This is a genomic window from Streptomyces longhuiensis, from assembly GCF_020616555.1.
Classification (GTDB): Bacteria; Actinomycetota; Actinomycetes; order Streptomycetales; family Streptomycetaceae; genus Streptomyces; species Streptomyces longhuiensis.
In genome coordinates, this window is the sequence record NZ_CP085173.1 from 6,772,490 (window position 1) to 6,790,177 (window position 17,688).

The 17,688-nt window shown below is 65.6% G+C and carries 20 protein-coding genes; 14 read left to right on the plus strand and 6 right to left on the minus strand.

Translation table 11 applies throughout. From position 1 onward, the window contains the following. The first annotated feature begins 3 nt into the window (after positions 1–3). Positions 4–1,278, plus strand: coding sequence for a type VII secretion-associated serine protease mycosin (mycP, locus tag LGI35_RS31220; RefSeq protein ID WP_227297590.1), 1,275 nt, complete (start codon positions 4–6; stop codon positions 1,276–1,278). A gap of 5 nt (positions 1,279–1,283) precedes the next feature. Then, positions 1,284–1,877 (plus strand): hypothetical protein, encoded by a 594-nt coding sequence (locus LGI35_RS31225; protein WP_227297591.1) that lies wholly within the window; start codon positions 1,284–1,286, stop codon positions 1,875–1,877. Positions 1,878–1,895: 18 nt separating this feature from the next. Here LGI35_RS31225 and LGI35_RS31230 read toward each other — a convergent pair whose 3' ends face one another. Then, positions 1,896–2,444: a hypothetical protein gene (locus LGI35_RS31230; RefSeq protein ID WP_227297592.1), complete on the minus strand. Its 549-nt coding sequence runs from the start codon at positions 2,442–2,444 to the stop codon at positions 1,896–1,898. A gap of 490 nt (positions 2,445–2,934) precedes the next feature. On the opposite strand from LGI35_RS31230, the gene LGI35_RS31235 reads away from it, so the two are divergent. From LGI35_RS31235 to LGI35_RS31245, 3 genes are read left to right on the plus strand one after another with little or no spacing between them, the layout of a single operon-like run. Then, positions 2,935–3,240: a hypothetical protein gene (locus LGI35_RS31235; RefSeq protein ID WP_227297593.1), complete on the plus strand. Its 306-nt coding sequence runs from the start codon at positions 2,935–2,937 to the stop codon at positions 3,238–3,240. Positions 3,241–3,297: 57 nt separating this feature from the next. Further along, the gene (locus LGI35_RS31240) at positions 3,298–4,593 is read left to right on the plus strand and encodes a putative T7SS-secreted protein (RefSeq protein WP_227297594.1); all 1,296 of its coding nucleotides are present in this window, start codon (positions 3,298–3,300) and stop codon (positions 4,591–4,593) included. Positions 4,594–4,628: 35 nt separating this feature from the next. Further along, entirely contained in the window at positions 4,629–5,153 is a 525-nt protein-coding gene (locus LGI35_RS31245; RefSeq protein ID WP_227297595.1) for a hypothetical protein, read from the plus strand. A gap of 68 nt (positions 5,154–5,221) precedes the next feature. Here LGI35_RS31245 and LGI35_RS31250 read toward each other — a convergent pair whose 3' ends face one another. Further along, complete coding sequence (locus tag LGI35_RS31250) at positions 5,222–5,920, minus strand: hypothetical protein (RefSeq protein WP_227297596.1); 699 nt, start codon at positions 5,918–5,920, stop codon at positions 5,222–5,224. Between the two features lie 275 nt (positions 5,921–6,195). Here LGI35_RS31250 and LGI35_RS31255 point away from each other — a divergent pair, with 275 nt between their 5' ends. The 9 genes from LGI35_RS31255 (at position 6,196) to LGI35_RS31295 (ending at position 13,910) form a co-directional block, all read left to right on the plus strand. Further along, the gene (locus tag LGI35_RS31255) at positions 6,196–6,549 is read left to right on the plus strand and encodes a DUF4333 domain-containing protein (protein WP_227297597.1); all 354 of its coding nucleotides are present in this window, start codon (positions 6,196–6,198) and stop codon (positions 6,547–6,549) included. A gap of 186 nt (positions 6,550–6,735) precedes the next feature. Continuing rightward, entirely contained in the window at positions 6,736–7,119 is a 384-nt protein-coding gene (locus LGI35_RS31260; RefSeq protein WP_227297598.1) for a hypothetical protein, read from the plus strand. 358 nt (positions 7,120–7,477) lie between these two features. After that, on the plus strand, positions 7,478–7,615 hold the full coding sequence (locus LGI35_RS31265; RefSeq protein ID WP_227297599.1) for a hypothetical protein: 138 nt from the start codon (positions 7,478–7,480) through the stop codon (positions 7,613–7,615). A 345-nt stretch (positions 7,616–7,960) separates the two neighbouring features. Beyond that, complete coding sequence (locus LGI35_RS31270; RefSeq protein ID WP_227297600.1) at positions 7,961–8,446, plus strand: hypothetical protein; 486 nt, start codon at positions 7,961–7,963, stop codon at positions 8,444–8,446. Positions 8,447–8,658: 212 nt separating this feature from the next. Beyond that, complete coding sequence (locus tag LGI35_RS31275) at positions 8,659–10,203, plus strand: dermokine domain-containing protein (RefSeq protein ID WP_227297601.1); 1,545 nt, start codon at positions 8,659–8,661, stop codon at positions 10,201–10,203. A 99-nt stretch (positions 10,204–10,302) separates the two neighbouring features. Beyond that, positions 10,303–11,514: a S8 family serine peptidase gene (locus tag LGI35_RS31280; RefSeq protein WP_227297602.1), complete on the plus strand. Its 1,212-nt coding sequence runs from the start codon at positions 10,303–10,305 to the stop codon at positions 11,512–11,514. Between the two features lie 97 nt (positions 11,515–11,611). Beyond that, a complete protein-coding gene (locus LGI35_RS31285; RefSeq protein WP_227297603.1) occupies positions 11,612–11,950 on the plus strand; it encodes a WXG100 family type VII secretion target in 339 nt (112 codons plus the stop codon). Between the two features lie 58 nt (positions 11,951–12,008). Further along, entirely contained in the window at positions 12,009–12,308 is a 300-nt protein-coding gene (locus LGI35_RS31290; RefSeq protein ID WP_227297604.1) for a WXG100 family type VII secretion target, read from the plus strand. A gap of 117 nt (positions 12,309–12,425) precedes the next feature. Next, positions 12,426–13,910: an outer membrane protein assembly factor BamB family protein gene (locus LGI35_RS31295; RefSeq protein ID WP_227297605.1), complete on the plus strand. Its 1,485-nt coding sequence runs from the start codon at positions 12,426–12,428 to the stop codon at positions 13,908–13,910. Positions 13,911–14,049: 139 nt separating this feature from the next. Here LGI35_RS31295 and LGI35_RS31300 read toward each other — a convergent pair whose 3' ends face one another. From LGI35_RS31300 to LGI35_RS31315, 4 genes are all read right to left on the minus strand, one after another. Continuing rightward, on the minus strand, positions 14,050–14,382 hold the full coding sequence (locus LGI35_RS31300; protein ID WP_227297606.1) for a DUF397 domain-containing protein: 333 nt from the start codon (positions 14,380–14,382) through the stop codon (positions 14,050–14,052). A 147-nt stretch (positions 14,383–14,529) separates the two neighbouring features. Next, positions 14,530–14,943: a hypothetical protein gene (locus LGI35_RS31305; RefSeq protein WP_227297607.1), complete on the minus strand. Its 414-nt coding sequence runs from the start codon at positions 14,941–14,943 to the stop codon at positions 14,530–14,532. Positions 14,944–15,065: 122 nt separating this feature from the next. Then, positions 15,066–17,135 (minus strand): hypothetical protein, encoded by a 2,070-nt coding sequence (locus LGI35_RS31310; protein ID WP_227297608.1) that lies wholly within the window; start codon positions 17,133–17,135, stop codon positions 15,066–15,068. Further along, positions 17,135–17,584, minus strand: a complete 450-nt coding sequence (locus tag LGI35_RS31315; protein ID WP_227297610.1) for a hypothetical protein — start codon at positions 17,582–17,584, stop codon at positions 17,135–17,137. The genes LGI35_RS31310 and LGI35_RS31315 overlap by 1 nt, the downstream gene beginning before the upstream one ends. Positions 17,585–17,688: the final 104 nt, after the last annotated feature.

The following is a 17,688-nucleotide window of genomic DNA, read 5'->3' on the forward strand; positions in this document are numbered from 1 at the left end:
ACGATGGCGTACGCATCCGGGGAATCCGCAGCCACGTGGACGCGCAGGGCGGCACTGGTAGCCGCGCTGACCGTGACCGTGACGACCACCGCGCTCCTGCCCGCCGGGCCCGCGGCAGCCGACGGTGAGCAGTGCACCTTCGGCCCGAAGAACCCCAAGTACTCGGGCCGCCCCTGGTCGCTCCAGCGCGTCCTGCTCGACGACCTGTGGAGCGAGACCAAGGGCAAGGGCGTCAAGGTCGCCGTCATCGACACGGGCGTTGACGTCAAGAACGCACAGCTCACCCGCGCCGTGGACACGTCCAAGGGCAAGAACCTGCTGCCCAAGGGCCTCAAGGACGACAACGGCAGCAAGATCGAACGCGGCAAGGAGAACGGCACCACCGACACCGTGGGCCACGGCACCCGCGTCGCGGGCATCATCGCCGCGCGCCCGGCCAAGGGCACCGGTTTCGTGGGCCTGGCCCCCGAGGCCACGATCATCCCGATCCAGCAGAACGACGCGGAGGGCCACGGCACGGCCGAGACTCTCGCATCGGCCATCCTGTACGCGAAGTCCGTGGGCGCCCAGGTCATCAACATCTCGCAGGACACGGCGAACGCGGTCAAGCCCGCCCCGCAGCTGGAGGCGGCGGTCAACTCGGCCCTCGCCGCCAAGATCGTGGTCGTCGCCTCGGCAGGAAACGACGGCCTGGACGGCAAGGTGAAGAAGACCTACCCGGCGTCGTTCCCCGGCGTCCTGGCGGTCGCGGCCTCGGACCGCAACAACGAACGAGCCGCGTTCTCCCAGTCGGGCGACTTCGTGGGCGTGGCCGCGCCGGGCGTGGACATGGTCTCCACGGTCCCGGGCGCCGGCCACTGCTCGGACAACGGAACCAGCTTCTCCGCCCCCTATGTGGCCGGAGTCGCGGCCCTCGTCAAGGCGAAGCACCCCGACTGGACGGCGGCCGAGGTCGTCGCCCAGATCGAACAGACCGCGGAACGCTCGACCTCGGGCCACGACATCCTGGTCGGCTGGGGCGTCGTCGACCCCGTCCGCGCGGTCACGGAGGATCCGGATCACCCGATCGAGTCCCCGTCCCCCGACGAGGGCGTCACCCGCGCGGAGGCTCCTACGGCGGCGAAACTCCACTTCGGAGAGACGGCGGAGCAGCGCAACACCCGCCTGGCCACGTACACGGTCGTCGGGACCGCGGTGCTGGTGGCGGGCCTGGGAGGGACGGCCGTCGCGGTACGGGACGCGCGGCGCAGGGGCCGGAACATGGCCCGCCGGGCATGAACGCGATGAGCATGATCAGCTTCGCGCTCGCCGCCGTGCTTCTGCTGGCGGCCTGTGTGAAGGCCGATCGCGTACGGGCCTGGCGCCACGCCTTCAACCCTTCGGGGGACGAACTCCCTGACGCCGCCTTCACCGTCGGACGCGTCGTCTTCGTGGTCCTGGCGGGAGTCGTGGCCTTCTCCGGATTCCAACTGCGGGCCGTCGCCGCCGACTCGGTGTGGAGCGACGACGAACTGACCGGCGCGGTGCGGCAGGCCACGGACGACCTGGACGGCTACATGTACCGGGACGACGGCTTGAGCACCGACTCCGCCTACTTCGACACCTACGAGTCGCTGTTCGAGGACAAGGTGGTCCAGTACGGCGGCGGGGGCGCGCCGGAATCCGGCGTGGACGCCGACCCGGCCGCCACGAACACGGACACCGACGCCTACTTCACAGTGCGCGCGGACGGAGCGGACGCGGCGTTCTGCACGCACATCCAGCGCAGCCGGCGGGTGCAGGACGACTACACACCGCCGGGCGTCACGGGCGGCGAGGGAACCCTCACCCAGCGCGCGTACGCATTGGCGGTGACTTCGAGGGAGGGAGCCTGCTGAAGGCACCCTCCCCCGACGTCACAGCTCGTCGCAGACGCCCGACCCGGCAGCGGAGTTCGCGTACTCCTTGACGAGCTTGAGCATGTCCGCCGCCGTGGCGGGGCGCGTGGTCCGCGCCGTCACCCAGAGCGAACTGTCCGGTCGACCCGAGCACTCCACCCGGCCGACGGCACCGGCCTTGGAGTAGATGAACCGCCCGTCTCCGGTCCTGGTGTCGGTGGGCTCGACGCCGATGGCCGACTCGGCCACGTCCCGCGCGGAGGCACCGGCGGCCCGCTTCTCCACACTGCTGGAGAACACGACCTTCCCGTCGACCAGCAGCCGACACCGCTCGACACCCACCGCTGACGCGGGCCGAGCCGCAATCGTCTTCCCTGGCGGCAACAACGGCTCGAGAAAGGCGGCGGACACCTTCGTACCGCACAGATCCTCGGGGGTGGCGTATGCGTGCTCGGGGGCGGGCGAGGCACAGGCGGACGCCGACGCGACCAGGAGCGCGGCACTGAGTGCTGCGGCACAGGCCCAACGGGCCTTGATGGGCGGGAGTCCTTGCATCGTGTCTTCCACGTTTCTCATAGTCTTCCGCGCGTTGGGTGAGCCCTTTGCCCCGTGTGCCAGTGCAAGTTGTCCGCCAGGTCGGACACCTCGGCCCTCGGGGCCATTACGGCCCGTGAGGTCCCTATCGACAGGAGCGGGGTGTCCGTCGAGGGCAAGGAGATGGTGACGGCGATCGGCGGGGACGGGGGCGCTTGATCATGCCGCACCAACAGCGTTCGGTCACACGGGAGTTACCGAACGCGCAGCTGTCGAGAACGAGTTGCTCACCTGCTCCGGCCGTGTTGGGCGAACCAGTCGATTTCCCACTTGAGTTCGCCCTCGGGTTGACCTTCTGGCGCAGCGCGCACGGGACGCTCGTCGGGTGCCGGAAAGGGCTGTGGAGTGGAGTGGTGAAGGGGCGGTGAGGGTTCACTTCGAGGCGCGTTTCCGCTGGTAGCGTGCCTTTGCCCGGTGCTGTCGGGTGTGCGTGCAGTGGCAGTTGAAAAAAGGGGGAGTCGCCATGGCTGCGGATCTCGGAGTCGGCCCAGGCGTCTTGAAGCAGGGCGCGAAGGACATCGTGGAAATCCTCAAGCCGGTCAAGAAGGTGGACCTTGGGGACGCGGCGGATGTGGCCACCAAGGTGGGGAACGATGACGCGGCCGCGTCACTGGTGACTTTCTGCGCGACGTGGGAGTCGGGGGGCGAGTTCCTGGCCGACTGCGCGGCGACTCTGGCGGACGGACTGGATCAGGCCGACGGTAACTACCGGGACACGGACGAGGCCATCCGCGACGCCGTGAAGTCCGTGAAGACCGCGCTTTCCTGACGGTGTCGAGCCCGGCGCAGACGCAAACTCAAGAACAAGAACAGGGATTCCGCACTCATGGCAGCGACGCTCGGGTCGACCGACGACCCGAAGGATCTCATTCCGGGGGATGCCGGCAAGCTCGGCGACGTCGAGACCGCTTTCAACAGCTGGTCGGACAAGTTCGAGAAGATCGGCGACGGCTTGCGCGACCTGCGCATCAAGGGCTGGGTCGGTCAGGCCAGTGACGCCTTTTGGCCCACCTTGGGCAAGGAAAAGACCAACTGGTACTTCGCGAGCGACGCGATGTCGGGGGCTTCCAAGGCCGTCCACTCGTACTCCTCCACGTTGACGTGGGCGCAGGGGCAGGCCGGAACCGCGATCGACAAGTGGAAGGCCGGGGACCACGAGGGCGCCGAAACCCTCCTGAAGGGTGCGCAGAAGCAGCTCAAGGAAGAGGCCGAGAAGCTCACCAAAAAGCTCCACGACCTCGCGGGCGATTCCAAGGACAGCCCTGACTGGCTCACCGCGATCCGAAGTGGCGTGGACGCCAAGAAGTGGTTGGAGGACCACGGCGTCGGCAAGAGCGCCATCGCGCCTGAGGCGTGGTCCAAGGAGAACAAGCGGTGGTTCGGCACCACCGACAACCCACGCCACAGGGAAAAGGAGTGGGGCAAGGGCGAGGACGGCAAGTGGTACTTCCGGGACAAGGCCGATGCAGCCGACGGCGACGATGCGACCACGCCCCCCAAGAAGACCGAGGTGAGCATCAAACTCGCCGAGTGGTCGGGCAAGGCCGGCGTGTGGTCGGACGGCATCGACGGTGACGGGAAATGGGGCGACGCCAAGTACAAGTACGCGGCAGGTGCCCAGGCACTGGGCGTAGACGGTTCGGCCGGTTTGAGTGTCACCGACGGACGCTTCAAGGCCGGTGTTTCGGGAACCGCGTATCTCGCCCAGGCGTCCGCGAATGGCGGTGTGGAGTACGGCCTCGCCGCGGTCGAGGGTGAAGCGAAGGCTTTCGTGGGTGCCGATGCGTCGGCGAACGTGTCCGCAGGCAAGGACGGAGTGCACGGCGGCGCGGAGGCGTTCGCGGGAGCCAAGGCGACAGGGTCCGCCTCTGCCGACGTCGCCGGTGTGGGCGCTGGTGTGAACGGCGAGGCATGGGCCGGCGTGGGCGCCGAAGCACATGCCGATGTCGGCATGAAGGACGGCAAGTTCACCGTCGGCGGCGACGCCGGATTGGGTTTGGGCCTTGGCGGCAAGGTCGGATTCAATGTCACCGTTGATACCGGCAAGTTGACCGGCGCGCTCAGCGATGGCGCCGATGCCGTGGGCGATGCCTGGGACGACACAGTCGGCGGCTGGTTCTAGCCCGAGCCGAAGTTCACTCAAGGATTGGATCCAGCATGGCGGCCACGTTGCCGGTCAAGATTTCCTTTTCGCTGCCGGACGGCTGGCAGGCGGCACCGCCGGACGAGGTCGGGGCGCCGAACGTCGCGTTCGTCGCGCTCCACGCGGCCTCCGTCGACGGCGGATTCACTGCGAACATCACCATCTCTGGCGAGATGCGCAACGATGGCGCCACCATCTCGCAGATCGCCGACGAGTCGGTACCTCGGCTTGAGCAGGGCGGACCCGTGCGCGTCCTCAAGAAGACCGAGATCGGGACGCCGGACCTCCCCGGTCTCACGGATTCGCCGGGAATCGTGCAGAACCTCGTTCTCTCCACCACGCTGCGAGGGGAGCCCATTGAGCTGTGCCAGAGCCAGGTGCACCTCGGAATGGAGGACGTGCGGAACCCGGCCCAGCGCGCGGTGATCGAAATCGTCCTCACCGCGACGCAGAACCAACTCGGTCAAGTCATCGAGGACTACAAGGAATTCCTGCGGACGGTGCGGCAGGCCGATGACTCCGCTGCCGGTGCCGACTAGCCGGCGCGCGCACAAAGTGCCCCTTGGCCCGGTGCATTTCGATCCGGGTCTTGGGGCACTCCGCTTTTTCAGGCGGATGTCCATACATGCGCGGGAATCCGGTCCATGACGTCGCACAGATAGTTCAACCGGTTCTCGATCTCCTGCTGATTCAGGTAGCCCGTGTACCACGTGAACAGTTCGTCGTCGCGAAGGCGAAGGGGGTGCGTCTCGGCACGCTGATCCGAGAGGAGGAACGCTCTCATGTCATCGGTCAGGACACTGCGCACGAAAGCTTCGTCACGGGTGTCGACTCGGAACCTTTTGTCGAACTCCGGTGCACCTAGCAGCATCCTGGGCCCTCGGCCCATCATCCTGTCGATCTTGCTCGGTCGTCCCACGTGCATGACCGACGTGCCCATGCCGGGCGCCGAGACGAGGAACACGGACTCGTACGTGAGTTTCTTGTTCCCGGCCTGAGTCGTGCTCGACAGGGGATTCACGTAGCGGTACTCGAAGCATTTGAAGGAGCGGCCGCGGAACTCCCCTGTGATGTGGTGCCAGGCGGTCAGGTTCGAGCCTTTGCCCGGCATCGGGCCCACGCCGCAATACTCGGTGGCACGTCCGGGCGCGCGCCGTTCGTAGGTCCAGCCACGGGCAGCGGCTACCCCTTCGAGGGCCTGCCAGTCCTCCTGGATCCGCTCGCCCTTTCGGTTCGTGCGGATGAGCGCTCTGATGGCGAACGCGACAAGTCCCAGAATGACCCCGTACACGAGGACCTTCACCAAGATCCCAACCAGCTGTTCCATGGGCGGAGATTATTGCGGACGCAGTGTGCTCCTGTGAACCGAGGTCGGCCCCGCGACCTCAACCTGAGATTGCGCGAGTGGAGATCGTTTGCCGGTGAGGCGAAGAGTCGGTGAAGTGATCCGTTTTGCCTGGATTCCAGCGAAGTGTGCAAAGTGGCTGTCTCCTGTGCGCCATATGCTGGGCGCGCCGAAGGGGCCGGACCCTTCGGATTTTTGTGACCTGCTTCTCTCACCACCGGAACGGATTCCACCCCATGCTCAAGTCCCGCCTCTCCGCCGCAACGTGGGCCCTGTCGGCCGTAGCTGCAGGCGCGCTGCTCGTCGGCTGCTCGGGGTCGGTGAGTGTGGGGAAGTCCGACCCGAAGGTGTCCAAGGCCAAGCTGGCCGACACTGTCGCCGAAAAGCTCGCCGCCACCACGGGCCAGCCGAAGCCGGACGTCACCTGCCCCGAGGACCTCGTCGGGAAGGTCGGCAACACCGGCCGCTGCACGCTCACGGCGAGTGACGGCAGCACGTTGGGCGTGACGGTCAAGGTGTCCTCGGTCGACGGCGGCAACGTCAACTTCGACATCAAGGCCGACGAGACGCCTTCGCCGGCTGCGAGCTGAGGTCTGACTCTTTCGGCTGCATCGCGCCGCTCGCGAGGTGAAACCGGACCGCTTGTTCGGCTGATCTCGATGTGTCCATTCTTCCCTCCCCCGCAACGATGGTGAAGATTCCCCGGGGCCCACTCGCCGACCGACAAGCCCTCTACGGCCTGTCCGGCGGATCTTTGATCAGTACGGTCATGGAGCATGAAGGCTCTGATCCTGCTGTTCGCCGCGTTTGTCGTTTTCGTCATGCCAACCTCCCTGGTTTGGCTGCTGGGGCGGCGGGCGAGGGTCCCTGGCTGGATGCTGATCGCCTTCTTGGTGGCCGGGTGGCTGACAGTGCTCGACGGCTGGGTCCTCTCGCAGCGCGCGCAGCCGTTCCTCTTTCCCGATACGTCGCCCTGCCACGGCACGCGCAGCACTCCTGTCTCGCGGTACTTCCCGCCCGACTCGTTCTGCCTCCACGCAGAGGGGGAGTTGCGGACGGTCAATGGGCCGAATGCCAAGCTCGTGTTCTGGACCGCCGCCAACACCACCGTGGCCATGGCGATCGGTGCCGTCTTTGCGCGGAGTCGTCAGCGAGCTTGATCGCGATCGCCTCGTCGGGAGGCGGCGGCGCCGAGCGTGAGGACGTCGTGCCGTCCTCGTGCCGTCCTCGCTGTGCGGCATTCGCATCAAGGCGGAGACGCTTACGCCTTTGCTGCCGCCCGGGAAGCGCATCGCCGTGAACCCGGACACCCCGTCCCCGACGCCATTGCGACCTACGAGGTCGCGGTGGACCGGCAGGTCGTGCTGTCCGTCGAACGCGAGCGGCGCGAACCGGGCGCGACGGCGCGTGACATCGCCGTGAACCAACTCCCCACCCACGAGACCGAATCCGCGGCGGCCCGCACGATCGCGTACACGGACTCGGCCGCCGGATCCATACCCGTGCACCGCCCAGGACGTGGTCAAGGAGGACATCTCCACGGTCATCAGGGTCTTCGAGCCGGGACACAAGGATGAATCGGCGCTCAAGGACTTGATCTCGGAATGCATGGCGGAGCTGAAGAAGTCTTCGCCTTGCGAAGCGAAATCGGACTGAATTGTTGAACGCCACTTCCTCTGCCTTCCCGTAGTCACGACGGTGAAGATTTCATGGAGGAAATGTTCGCCTGCGGGGGAGCGCTCCGGGCCCTCGTGCGGGGCAGTGCCTGCACGCGAGCGTCGCGACCTCGGACCGGGCGTCGAGCGCGCGTAGGTGAGATGAGAAGATTGCACCCGAAAGCGCGATTCGGGAAGAGCGCTTCGTAACTGACTTAACACATAGGCCAGTTGGTTCGGTTGTACAGGGTGACTACAGTGGTAAAGGCGCGATGAGGGACGCTCGCGCCACCGCGCTCCGGGCGCGGACTGAAGGACCGACGGGGAACGGGGAAGGGGACACGTCATGCTGCCTGCGGACATGGCGATGGGCGGGGTCTCGGCTGCGGCTGCCGCGAATCTGGAGGTCAGCGGCGAGCTGCTGAAGGACTTCCAGAAGCGAGTGGACGCTCTGCTGGCGGACTTCGAGGGCTCTGCCGGCAACGCGACCAAGGTGGGCTCCCAGACGATCTCGCGGGCGTCCTTCAGCGATGGAAGCGGCGCCTTCCACGAGGCCGATCACCTCTACAACCAGTACAACCGCGTGCATGGGCACCTCACTGCGCTCTCCAAGTCGCTCAGTCTTCAGATCGAGGCGACGGGGATTGCCGTGCTGGGCGCGAAGAACGGCTTCGCCAATCTGGACGAGGACTTGAGGCATCGCTTCTGGGAGATCCAGACCCAGCTCTCGGAGCAGCAGAACCAGCAGCGCGAAGCCGCGCAGGCTGAGAAGGACGGCAAGGCCGCCCCGAAGCAGTCCGACAACACCAAGTCCACGGCGGGGTACAACTGATGTCCGGCGACAAGCCGAAGAACCAGCCTCACCAGGCTGACCAGGAGCGAGTGCAGGACCAGAACGGCTTCACCGACATCGCCAACTCGGTCTCGCACGCGCCCAAGGGGAACTTCGTCACCGATACCTTCCGGTCCGTCCTTCTGGGCGTCCCGGTCGTGGGGGACGCCCTTCGGGGGCGCACGAACTTCGAGGACCACCGCCTCAACGACATGGTGGACCTGGTTCAGCGAACGAAGCCCGAGGACCTGGAGAACGCAGGTAAGGCTCTCTGGGATGCGCGTGATGCCATCAAGGCTGCCGCCTCGGAGCTGAGCGGCCACATCGACCGCGTCCAGCGGGTGGGTGAGTCCGGCGACGCGTTCCGCACATGGGGGCGGGACCTGGTCAAGAACACGCACCAGCTGGGCGACTTCGCTGATGCAGCCGGCACCCAGATCACCGCGGCGGGCGCCGGCCTGGCGTCGGTCCGCAGCTCAATGCCGCCACGTGACACCCGGATCAATCCCAAGGCCGTCGACGACATTCCGACGCCGGCGCGGGTAGAGACCAACCACGATTACACCGCGGCTGTGCAGGCCGAGAAGCACCGGCAAGAGGCGATCAACCAGATGAATCGCCTGTCGTCGTTCTACGCGGTGTCGGGCGAGTTCCTGCAGGGCCAGCAGCCGCCGACCTTCGGGACGATGCCTGATGTGGGGGTGCCGAAGCCAGCGCCCAGGCGCCAAGTTTTCCACCCCGGGGTGGATACGGCGGACCGATCGACGTCGGCCAGGCCCGAGTCAGGTACTCCGAGTCACCACCAGGCCGACGCTTCAGCAGTTCGCGGTCGTACGGACGGCATCACGCCGCCAGTGAACGACACTCATGACTTCACCACCCTTCCCCACCAGCCCGTGGGTACGGAGATCGACAGCGTCGACACGCTTCCGCCGCAGACGACCACCCCGGTGACCGGAACGCCTCCGACCACCACGGGTCCGAGCGTCCCTGGGGGAGGGCAGCCACCTGGCCCCTTCGCCACCGGCTTCGTGAAGCCCATGCCTTCTGGACCCGGCGGCCGAGGTCTCTCGACGGGGAGCGGAACAAGGGCTCCACTCACAGCGCAGGGACGGCCCGGTGGTCAGGGTTCCGTCCGGGGCCCGGGGCAGGGCACGTCGAACCCGATGGGGCGCGCTACATCAACCGGTCAGGCCGGCACCAAGGGTGGAATGCCTGCCGGCAGGCCGACAGCCACAGGCCGAGGGATCTCCGGCGGAACGCCGAGAGGCGGCGGCACGGCGGGCGGTCGGCCCACTGGCACGGGTCAGACGGGTGCAGGCCGCAGCAATGGTGTTGTGGGCGGAAAGCCTGCGGCTGCGGGTGGAGCGTCCGGAAAGACCGGCCCCAAGGTTCCGCGCGGCACGGTCATCGGTGGAGAGGACGCGGCCGGGGCGCGCAATTCCACGGGGCGGATCGGTCAGCGCGGAGTCATCGGAGCGTCCAGTACCACCAAGGGCACCGGGGCGGGGCGCAGTCTGGGCGGCGGCAACTCTGATGGTGTGACCGGCACCCCACAGGGACGCAACTCGGCGGCCCGGGCAGGACGGGCCGGATTCACGAGCGGAGGCTCCGGCCTGGTGCGCGGTCCGGGAGGCAATGGACCCGCCGAGCGAGACGAGGAGGAGGGCATGCAGCGGCCCGACTATCTCGTCGAGGATGAGCAGACCCACCTGCCGGACAAGCCGCGGCGCGATGTGCCGCCGGTGATCGACTAAGTCACGAGCGAGGACGAACGAAGCATGAAGTCAGGGACCAGCCGACGCGGCAGATGGTCTGCGCCCTTCGCCGGGCGCGCCGGGAGACGAGCGGCTGCCATGGGTGCGGCGCTCGGAGCCCTCACTGCCCTGTCCGCAGGGCTGGCTCCGAACGCGGTTGCAGACGGCGTCCAGCCGAAGCAGTGGTACCTGGACGCAATGGATGCCGACCAGTTGTGGAAGGTCAGTACCGGCAAGGGGATCAAGGTTGCGGTGGTGGATACGGGAGTCAATCCCGCGACCCCGTCCTTGAAGGGACAGGTACTGACAGCCGAGGTACCTAAGTCCGTGGCCTTCCATGCGACGAAGGACTACTCGGGGCACGGGACCACCATCGCAGAACTGATCGCCGGCACCGGCGCGGGCGGCGGGTTGAAGGGACTGGCCCCCGGTTCGAAGATCGTTCCTTATCGTGTGAACCTTGCGGGATTGAAGGGCGCCTCTGAAAGGAAGAGAACCCCTGATCCGGTTCAGGCGATCCGAGCGGCCGCGGACAGCGATGCCCAGATCATCAACATGTCCTTCGCCGGAGACACGATTTCTCCAGGCGAGCAAGAAGCCATTGAGTACGCTGCCTCCAAGGGCAAGTTGATGTTCGCCGGCGTCGGAAACAACGCGCAGCAGAAGAGGAGCGCGGTGGAGTATCCGGCGGCCTATCCATACGTCGTCGGTGTGGCCGCGTCCGACAAGTCGGGCTCAGTCGGGGACTTCTCGGCGTACGGCCGGGGTGTGGACCTCGCGGCACCCGGTCTTGACGTGCCCCGCTGGTGTGACACGGCATTCCGTTCGTACTGCGGCGGAGCGGAGGGCACGAGTGCCGCCTCCGCCATCGCCTCCGCCTCCGCTGCGCTCATCTGGTCGGCTCACCCCGACTGGACTGCGAACCAGGTGTCCCGAGTCCTGCTCGACACCGCGGGTCGAGACTGGCCGAAGAGCGCGCCTAGCAAATATCTCGGCTACGGGCTGATCCGGCCATCGCGCAGTCTCTTGCACGGAGAGGGCAAGCCGGGGGCCGCCGACGTTGACCCCGTCTCCAATGAGCGCACCTCTACGGCCAGTTCTGATACCGGCGCTACCCCCTCCGCCTCCGTACCAGCCTCGTCACAGCCCTCGAAATCCACTTCAGGTGGCGAGACCTCGGCGGCAGGATCGACTTCGAAGTCTTCTTCGGACGGCAACGACCAACTGTGGATCGTCCTCGGAGTCGCAGCTGCGGTGGTGGTGATCGGGGGCGGGGTGTTCGCGGTGATGCGGGCTCGGCGCTCCGGCTGAGCGCAGTTACACGACGTTTGTCGAGTGGGGAAGGTCCATTCCCTGCGAGACAGCATCCGGAAAGTTCCAGTAGTAACTCAGGAGAGGAAGCCCGAACATGGCAGACGGACAGCGGCTCTCAGACGATCAGATGATTGCGCTCGAGCGCAAGATCGCCCATAAGTTCGACAACATCAAGTCCACGGTGCACCGCCTCCAGGGGACGATCGACAGCCTGGAAGGCAACTGGAAGGGCATCGGCGCCAACGCCTTCAATACGAAGCAGTACGAGATCAACGAGTCGATGAAGAACATCGGCAACATCCTCGTGAAGTTCATCGACGCGATGACCGGTACTCGGAAGATCAAGGACGACTCCGAGGACCACGTGCGCCAGCAGGTAAACAAGATCAACGTGTACGACGGCGCTCCGAAGTCCACGCTCAGCGGCTACTAAACGCTCGGTTGTCACGCGTCAGTAGTTAACGAAACCACGGGAGATGGAGAAGTAGATCATGGCTCTGAACCACGACGAGATGGTCGTCAAGTACGGCGCTCTCGACACCGCGGCCACGGAGATCGGAAACATGGCCAAGCAGCTCGATGCCGACCTGGAGGAGATCAAGCAGCTGGTCGCCGGCACGGTCGCCTACTGGGAAGGCGAAGCCCAGAGCAAGTACGGCGAAGAGCAGCAGAAGTGGGACAAGGAAGCCCGCGACATTCACAACGCTCTGCAGAGTATCGGTCACGTGGTGCACCTGGCCGGCGGTGACTACATGGGCGGCGACAAGAAGGCCGCCAGCTTCTTCCAGTAGAGCTAGAAGTACGGATTCGGGGTGGGCGCGCGCGGGAGGCGCCCACCCCTTCCTATTGGTGCGACGGGTGGAACATGAAGCATCGGTTCACGCTCGTCGTTGAAGGGAAAGCAGTTCATGTCATTCGGGCCGGCGCCCTCTCCGTTCACGCAGTCTCTGCGTGCGGCTAAGGATCGCAAAAAGCAGCGCGTGAAGCGTTGGTTGTCCATCTGCGGCGTTCTCATTGTTGTGACCGGCGTTGGCTCATGGTTCATGTGGGGTGGAAACCCGGCGGCGAATGACGCTAAGTCGAGCAACGCGCCCAGTGCTGCCCGGCAAGCCCCGGATGAGGTGAGCGAGGCTGATGGGAAATTTCCGGTCACCCCCGAAGCCCGCATGGCAGTCGAGTACAACGACAAGAAGCTGAAGCCGGGCGATAGCTCTTACCTGCCGGGCAGTTGGGCTACAGCCAAGACTTTCGCCATGGCACAGGGAAGTACGCTCACGGGGTACCGATTCAGGCAATGGGACCCCGCCTGGAGCACCAGGTTGGGTGGCGCCATCTGCTCGACGACGCGGCATGTGACAGTCGATGGTCGAACTGCCGTCGTTGCTCAGTCCGGTCGTGGGGGCAAGGTAAACGCCAAGTCCGCATGCAACTTGCTCGTGGTATTCAATGTGAACACCGGCAAGAAGATGTGGGAAGTGACGCTGCCGCACTCCGACAATGCTTACGCGACCAATATGAATGTGACGCTGACGCGGGGCGTCGCCGTGGCGGCATGGGGATCGGGCTCGGCAGCGTACGACCTGCGGCAGGGCAAGAAGCTCTGGGAGACTCCAGGCAGGGAAGCCTGCAACGACAGCGGCTTCGCGGGCGGACGTGACTTGCTGGCGCTACAGACCTGTGGAAGCGCTGGCGACGACATCTCATACCGCGTCCAGAAGATTGACCGGCGTACAGGAAAGCCCGAGTGGACGTACCAGGTGTCTCGCGGTGTCGGGGTAACCTACTTGGTGTCGTCGAATCCACCGGTAATCGCTGTCGCCGCAGGCGCGGACACGGTGACGGACCTCATCGCTCTTGACGCGCACGGCAAGCACAGATCGACGATGGCGCTGGGAGTTGACCGTTACGTCACGGACTGTGGCGGCTCACTTTTCGGGACAATAGAGTCCTGCGACTCGGTGATCGTGGGGAGCCGTCAGGTATTCGTGGGCGGAAAGGGTGCCATTGAAGACCTCTTCACCGACCGTCCCGCGAACTCGATTACTGCTTTTGACTTGGATTCAGGGAAGCCCGCGCGCAAGTTCAAGTCCAAGGCTCGCCGTCCCATGTATCCCATCCAGATGATTGGCGACAAGGTCCTGGCGTTCAGAGCAAGTAACGACGACCGAGCGCCGGCGGCGGTCGTGAGTATCGACCCGAAGACGGGCGCAGAACGTCCCTTTCTCCTGTTCGAGATGCCTTCCGAGCCGATACGGCTGGGAGAGCCGGAGTCGGCAGACATGACAGTAAGCCACGGGCGGGTCTTCTTCACGCTCAAGGAGATTCAGGCGCCCTCCAAGGCCGACGATTCGGGTCTTATTCCAGGCGTTGTTGGCTACGAAAGCGCCGGCTAGGAGCCGGGTACTCAGCTGTCATCTCCCAACGCTGGGTGTAGGGAGATGTGGGAGATCAAGCGCGCAGGGCGAGCAGAGAACCGGCAGAGCGGACCCCGTAGCCCGGACTCCTCGGCCCCGCTTTAGTCGTAGGCCTCCTCTACCCCGCGTCCGACCTCGGCGCGTCCTCCAGATCGAACTCCCCGTCCCGAGCCCCCAGCACGAACGCCGTCCACTCCGCCTCTGTGTAGCGGAGCACGGTCTCGGGTTCCATCGAGGAGCGCATCGCCACGGCACCGGCCGGCAGGTACGCGATCTCGACGCGCTCCTCGTGGTCCTCGGTGCCGGGGGCGCTGTGCCATTCGGCGTCGGAGATGTCGAGGGCGTAGAGCTCGTTCTTCTCCCGCTCCTTGCGCGCCTTGATCTCCTCGGGGGACTCCCCGGCGGCATCGCTTCCCACGCCCTGCGCGGCGCCCTGTGCAGCCTCGGCCATGATCCGGGCCCCTTCCCGATGTACGTACATGCAGTGTGGCCAGCGTACTTGGGACCGCCGAAGGTGCGCGGGGCGTCGGACGACTTGCACCCGTCTGATCCGGCGAGGCACCCCGGTGCAGCCCGGCGCCGGGCTGCACCGGGGTGCTCAACTGCAGCCCACGTCCTTCATCGCCGCCGGAAGATAGGCCTTCAGGAGTGAGCGCAGGGCATCGCGCCGCTCGGACACATCCTGGATCGCCTGTTGTTTCAACTCGATCTCCGCGACGAACTTCTGCTGCTTCCCGCCATACGTACAGCTGTCCACAGCCAGGACTCCGCGGTCTGCGATGCGGGCTTCCTGACCGATGTTCGCAGCCGCCGGATGACCCAGTCCCCGCATGCCGCGTTCGTTCACCGCGATGACATCGGTGCCGGCCGGAACCACGTCGCCGGAGAGGTGGACGACAAGATTCCCGTCGACCTTCAGCTCGCAACGGGGCTGTGTGGCACCGAAGTTGTAGTCGCGCTGCGTCAGCTTCTCGCCGTCGGGGAGGAGAGGGGACAGCAGCTCGGATCCCACTTGGACTCCGCATGCCGCCTTCGGTACGTCATAGTCCTTCCCCGATGAGCCGGTGCATGCCGTGGCTGTCAGCATCGCCAAGATCGCCGCGGCACCCAACGGTTTCGACAGTGCGCTCCGCCTCACTGATCGCCTGCCAGTCCTCGAGCCCGTGCGTTGCCGTCAAAGGCAGCCGCGTTGATCTCGTTGGTCAGCGTGTAGGAGTTGTTCTCCGTCTGGCCAGGGTTGGCGGCGGCCCAGATCTTCGCCAGAGACTCCAACTGTCCTTCTCGGCCCGTGAACGTCTTCCCGTTCTGCTGGTGATTCTGATCGTCGATGCGACCTTGCTCGTCCTGTTGCCACTGGTAGGTCAGAGCATCGATGCCACGCTGCGCGGCATCGCCGACCACCGGGATGAAGTTGGCCGCGCCGCCGAGGCCGTGGTAGGCCCACTTCGCCTTCCAGGACGGGTCTTCCTTGTCGGTGTCCAGCGCTTGATAGCGCGCCTCCTCCAGGAATCCGACGGTCGCACCGGCCCGCTGCAGCGTCTCTTTGGGGTCGCTCGGGTGATCGGTGTTGATGTCGCGGACGATCTCGCGGTTCAGGCCGTCGTTCAGTTTTCCGTAGGCGTCCTGGTCGCGGGAGATCTGCTTGGTCACTTCAAGAAGCTGGTGCCGGTCGAGTTGCCTCGGGTCCTCGGGGTGGTCGGCCTGGGAACTCATGCTGTGGTGCGTTTCGTCCCCGTAGTTCACCAGCGCCGTCGTCATGTCGTCGCGCATCTCGGGCGGGAAGTCGTCGCCCGTCTCCGACAGGTACTTGAGCGACCGGTCGAGGGCGTGACGGTTCTCCGGAGTGTGCTCGACGTAGGTGGCGTTGGGGTCGTTCGGGTTCATGCCGGTGGTGGCCGCCACGAGTGCCTTGCCGGTCGCGTCCCGTGACTGGTTGCCGTCACCGTCGTCGAGCGGGGTGTCGTCGAACGTGGGCCTGTCCTTCAGTACCCATTCCGCGTTGTCCTGCGGATTCGTCTCGTTGAAGAACTCGGTCGCAGCGTCCGGACTGTTGGAGAGGCCGGTCATGAAGCCCGTCATCGGATCGCGTCCGAAGTCGTCACCGATGAAGTTCATCTTCGGCATCGGCGGCCCGCCGGCTCCCTGCCAGTAGTGGTCGGGGAGCTTCATCTTCTTCTCGGTGGCGACCAGCGCGTTGCCGTACTTGTTCATGAAGCTGTCGTCGTAGTCACCGGTTCGCATGATGTTGCTCATCAACTGGAACCCGTAGACGCTGCTGCCCCTCGTCTGGATCTTGTCGTCGCCGAGGTCGATCATGCGGTCCTTCCAGGCCTGCATGTCGGGCGAGTCGGACTGCGTGGCGCCGGCGAGCGTCATACCGAGATTCTTCTGGAAGTCGCCGAGCTGGTCGCGGCGCGCTCGCTGCAGGTCACCACCGTCCGAGGGGTCGGAGAGATCGGCCCAGAAGTCGAGGGTGCCCTTAGGTCCAAGCGTCTTGGCGAACTCCTCCTGGAACAGAGGGTCGTTCTTGTACTTGGCCATGGAGCTGTTGAGCCGGTCGAACTCCTCGGGGGTCATGTCGTCCCCCTTGTTCTTCATCAGGTCGGCCAGGTCATCGGCCTCCTTGATGGCCTTCGCGGCTGCGTCCCGGTCGCTGTAGTCAGCCCCTGAGAAGCCGTATGTGGCCTGGTCCACGATGAGATTGAGCGCCTTGGCGGCCGTCGTGTCGCTCTCGGTGGCCCCGCTCAGGATCCGCTGCACCTCGTCGCGGAAGTCGGTGACGTCCTGTGGGCTGTGATCGGGAACCTCCGTGCCTTTGGCGGCGCGGTCGGGGTGGATGTTCATCGTGACGGTGAACCCGCCACTCCCGGTGTCCATCACCGTGAGGTTCTTCTTGAGCCCTCGGTCGATCGCGTCGTTCAGCTGCTGCCGGTAGTCGATCAGTTCGCTACGGGTGTCGCCGAGTATTTTGGCTATGGAGTTGGCCTGCGTATGCGCATCGGCGAACTCCCCGGCGGTCTTGTCCACGAACTCACGGGAGACCGTGGCGTTGGCTCCGTGCCAGTTCGCTCTGTCGGCCTTGGCCTTGAGATCACGCTCGGCGTCGTCCTGGAGGGACTTGAGGTTGACGACCATCTCCTCCCAGTCGCCGACGGCCTCTCCCAGTGCAGAAAAGTTGCCGTAGCGCAGCGCATCGAGGTCCATCAGGCACCTCGCTTCTCGTCAAAGCCCTTGTCCAGCGTGGAGATGCTGCTGATGACGCCGTAGATGTGTTCCTCGTCGCCCTTGTGCGCGCCCTTGGTGTAATCCAGGTGGTTCGAGATGTGGGCGCAGGCGTCGAGGAGGGACTGCACCTGGTCCACCCAGCGCTCCGCCACATGGTCCAGGGCCTTGCCCACGGCGAACTCCGCCTTGAGGCCCCCGGCGGCCTTCATCGAGGAGATCCGCGCATGGTCGCTCTCCCGGTCCATGCGGGTGCGCAGCCGGAACGCCGCATCACCGATTGCGGCCAGATCAGGGAAGTTGACCGTCAGGTCGCCCTGAGGGTTCCCCCCGCCACCTCCGCCCGGGTCGGCAAGCTGGTTCAACTGCATCTTGGCGTTCCCCTTGTGCAGGGCTTCCGCCTTGAGCTGTTCCCACTCGTCCCAGGCCACCGAATGACGCCTTCCCCCGTGTGACTGATGTGCTCCCGTGCTGCCCGTCGCCCTCATGCAGGGCGACGGGCAGCTCACAGCACATCCAACTCACCAGAGAGATT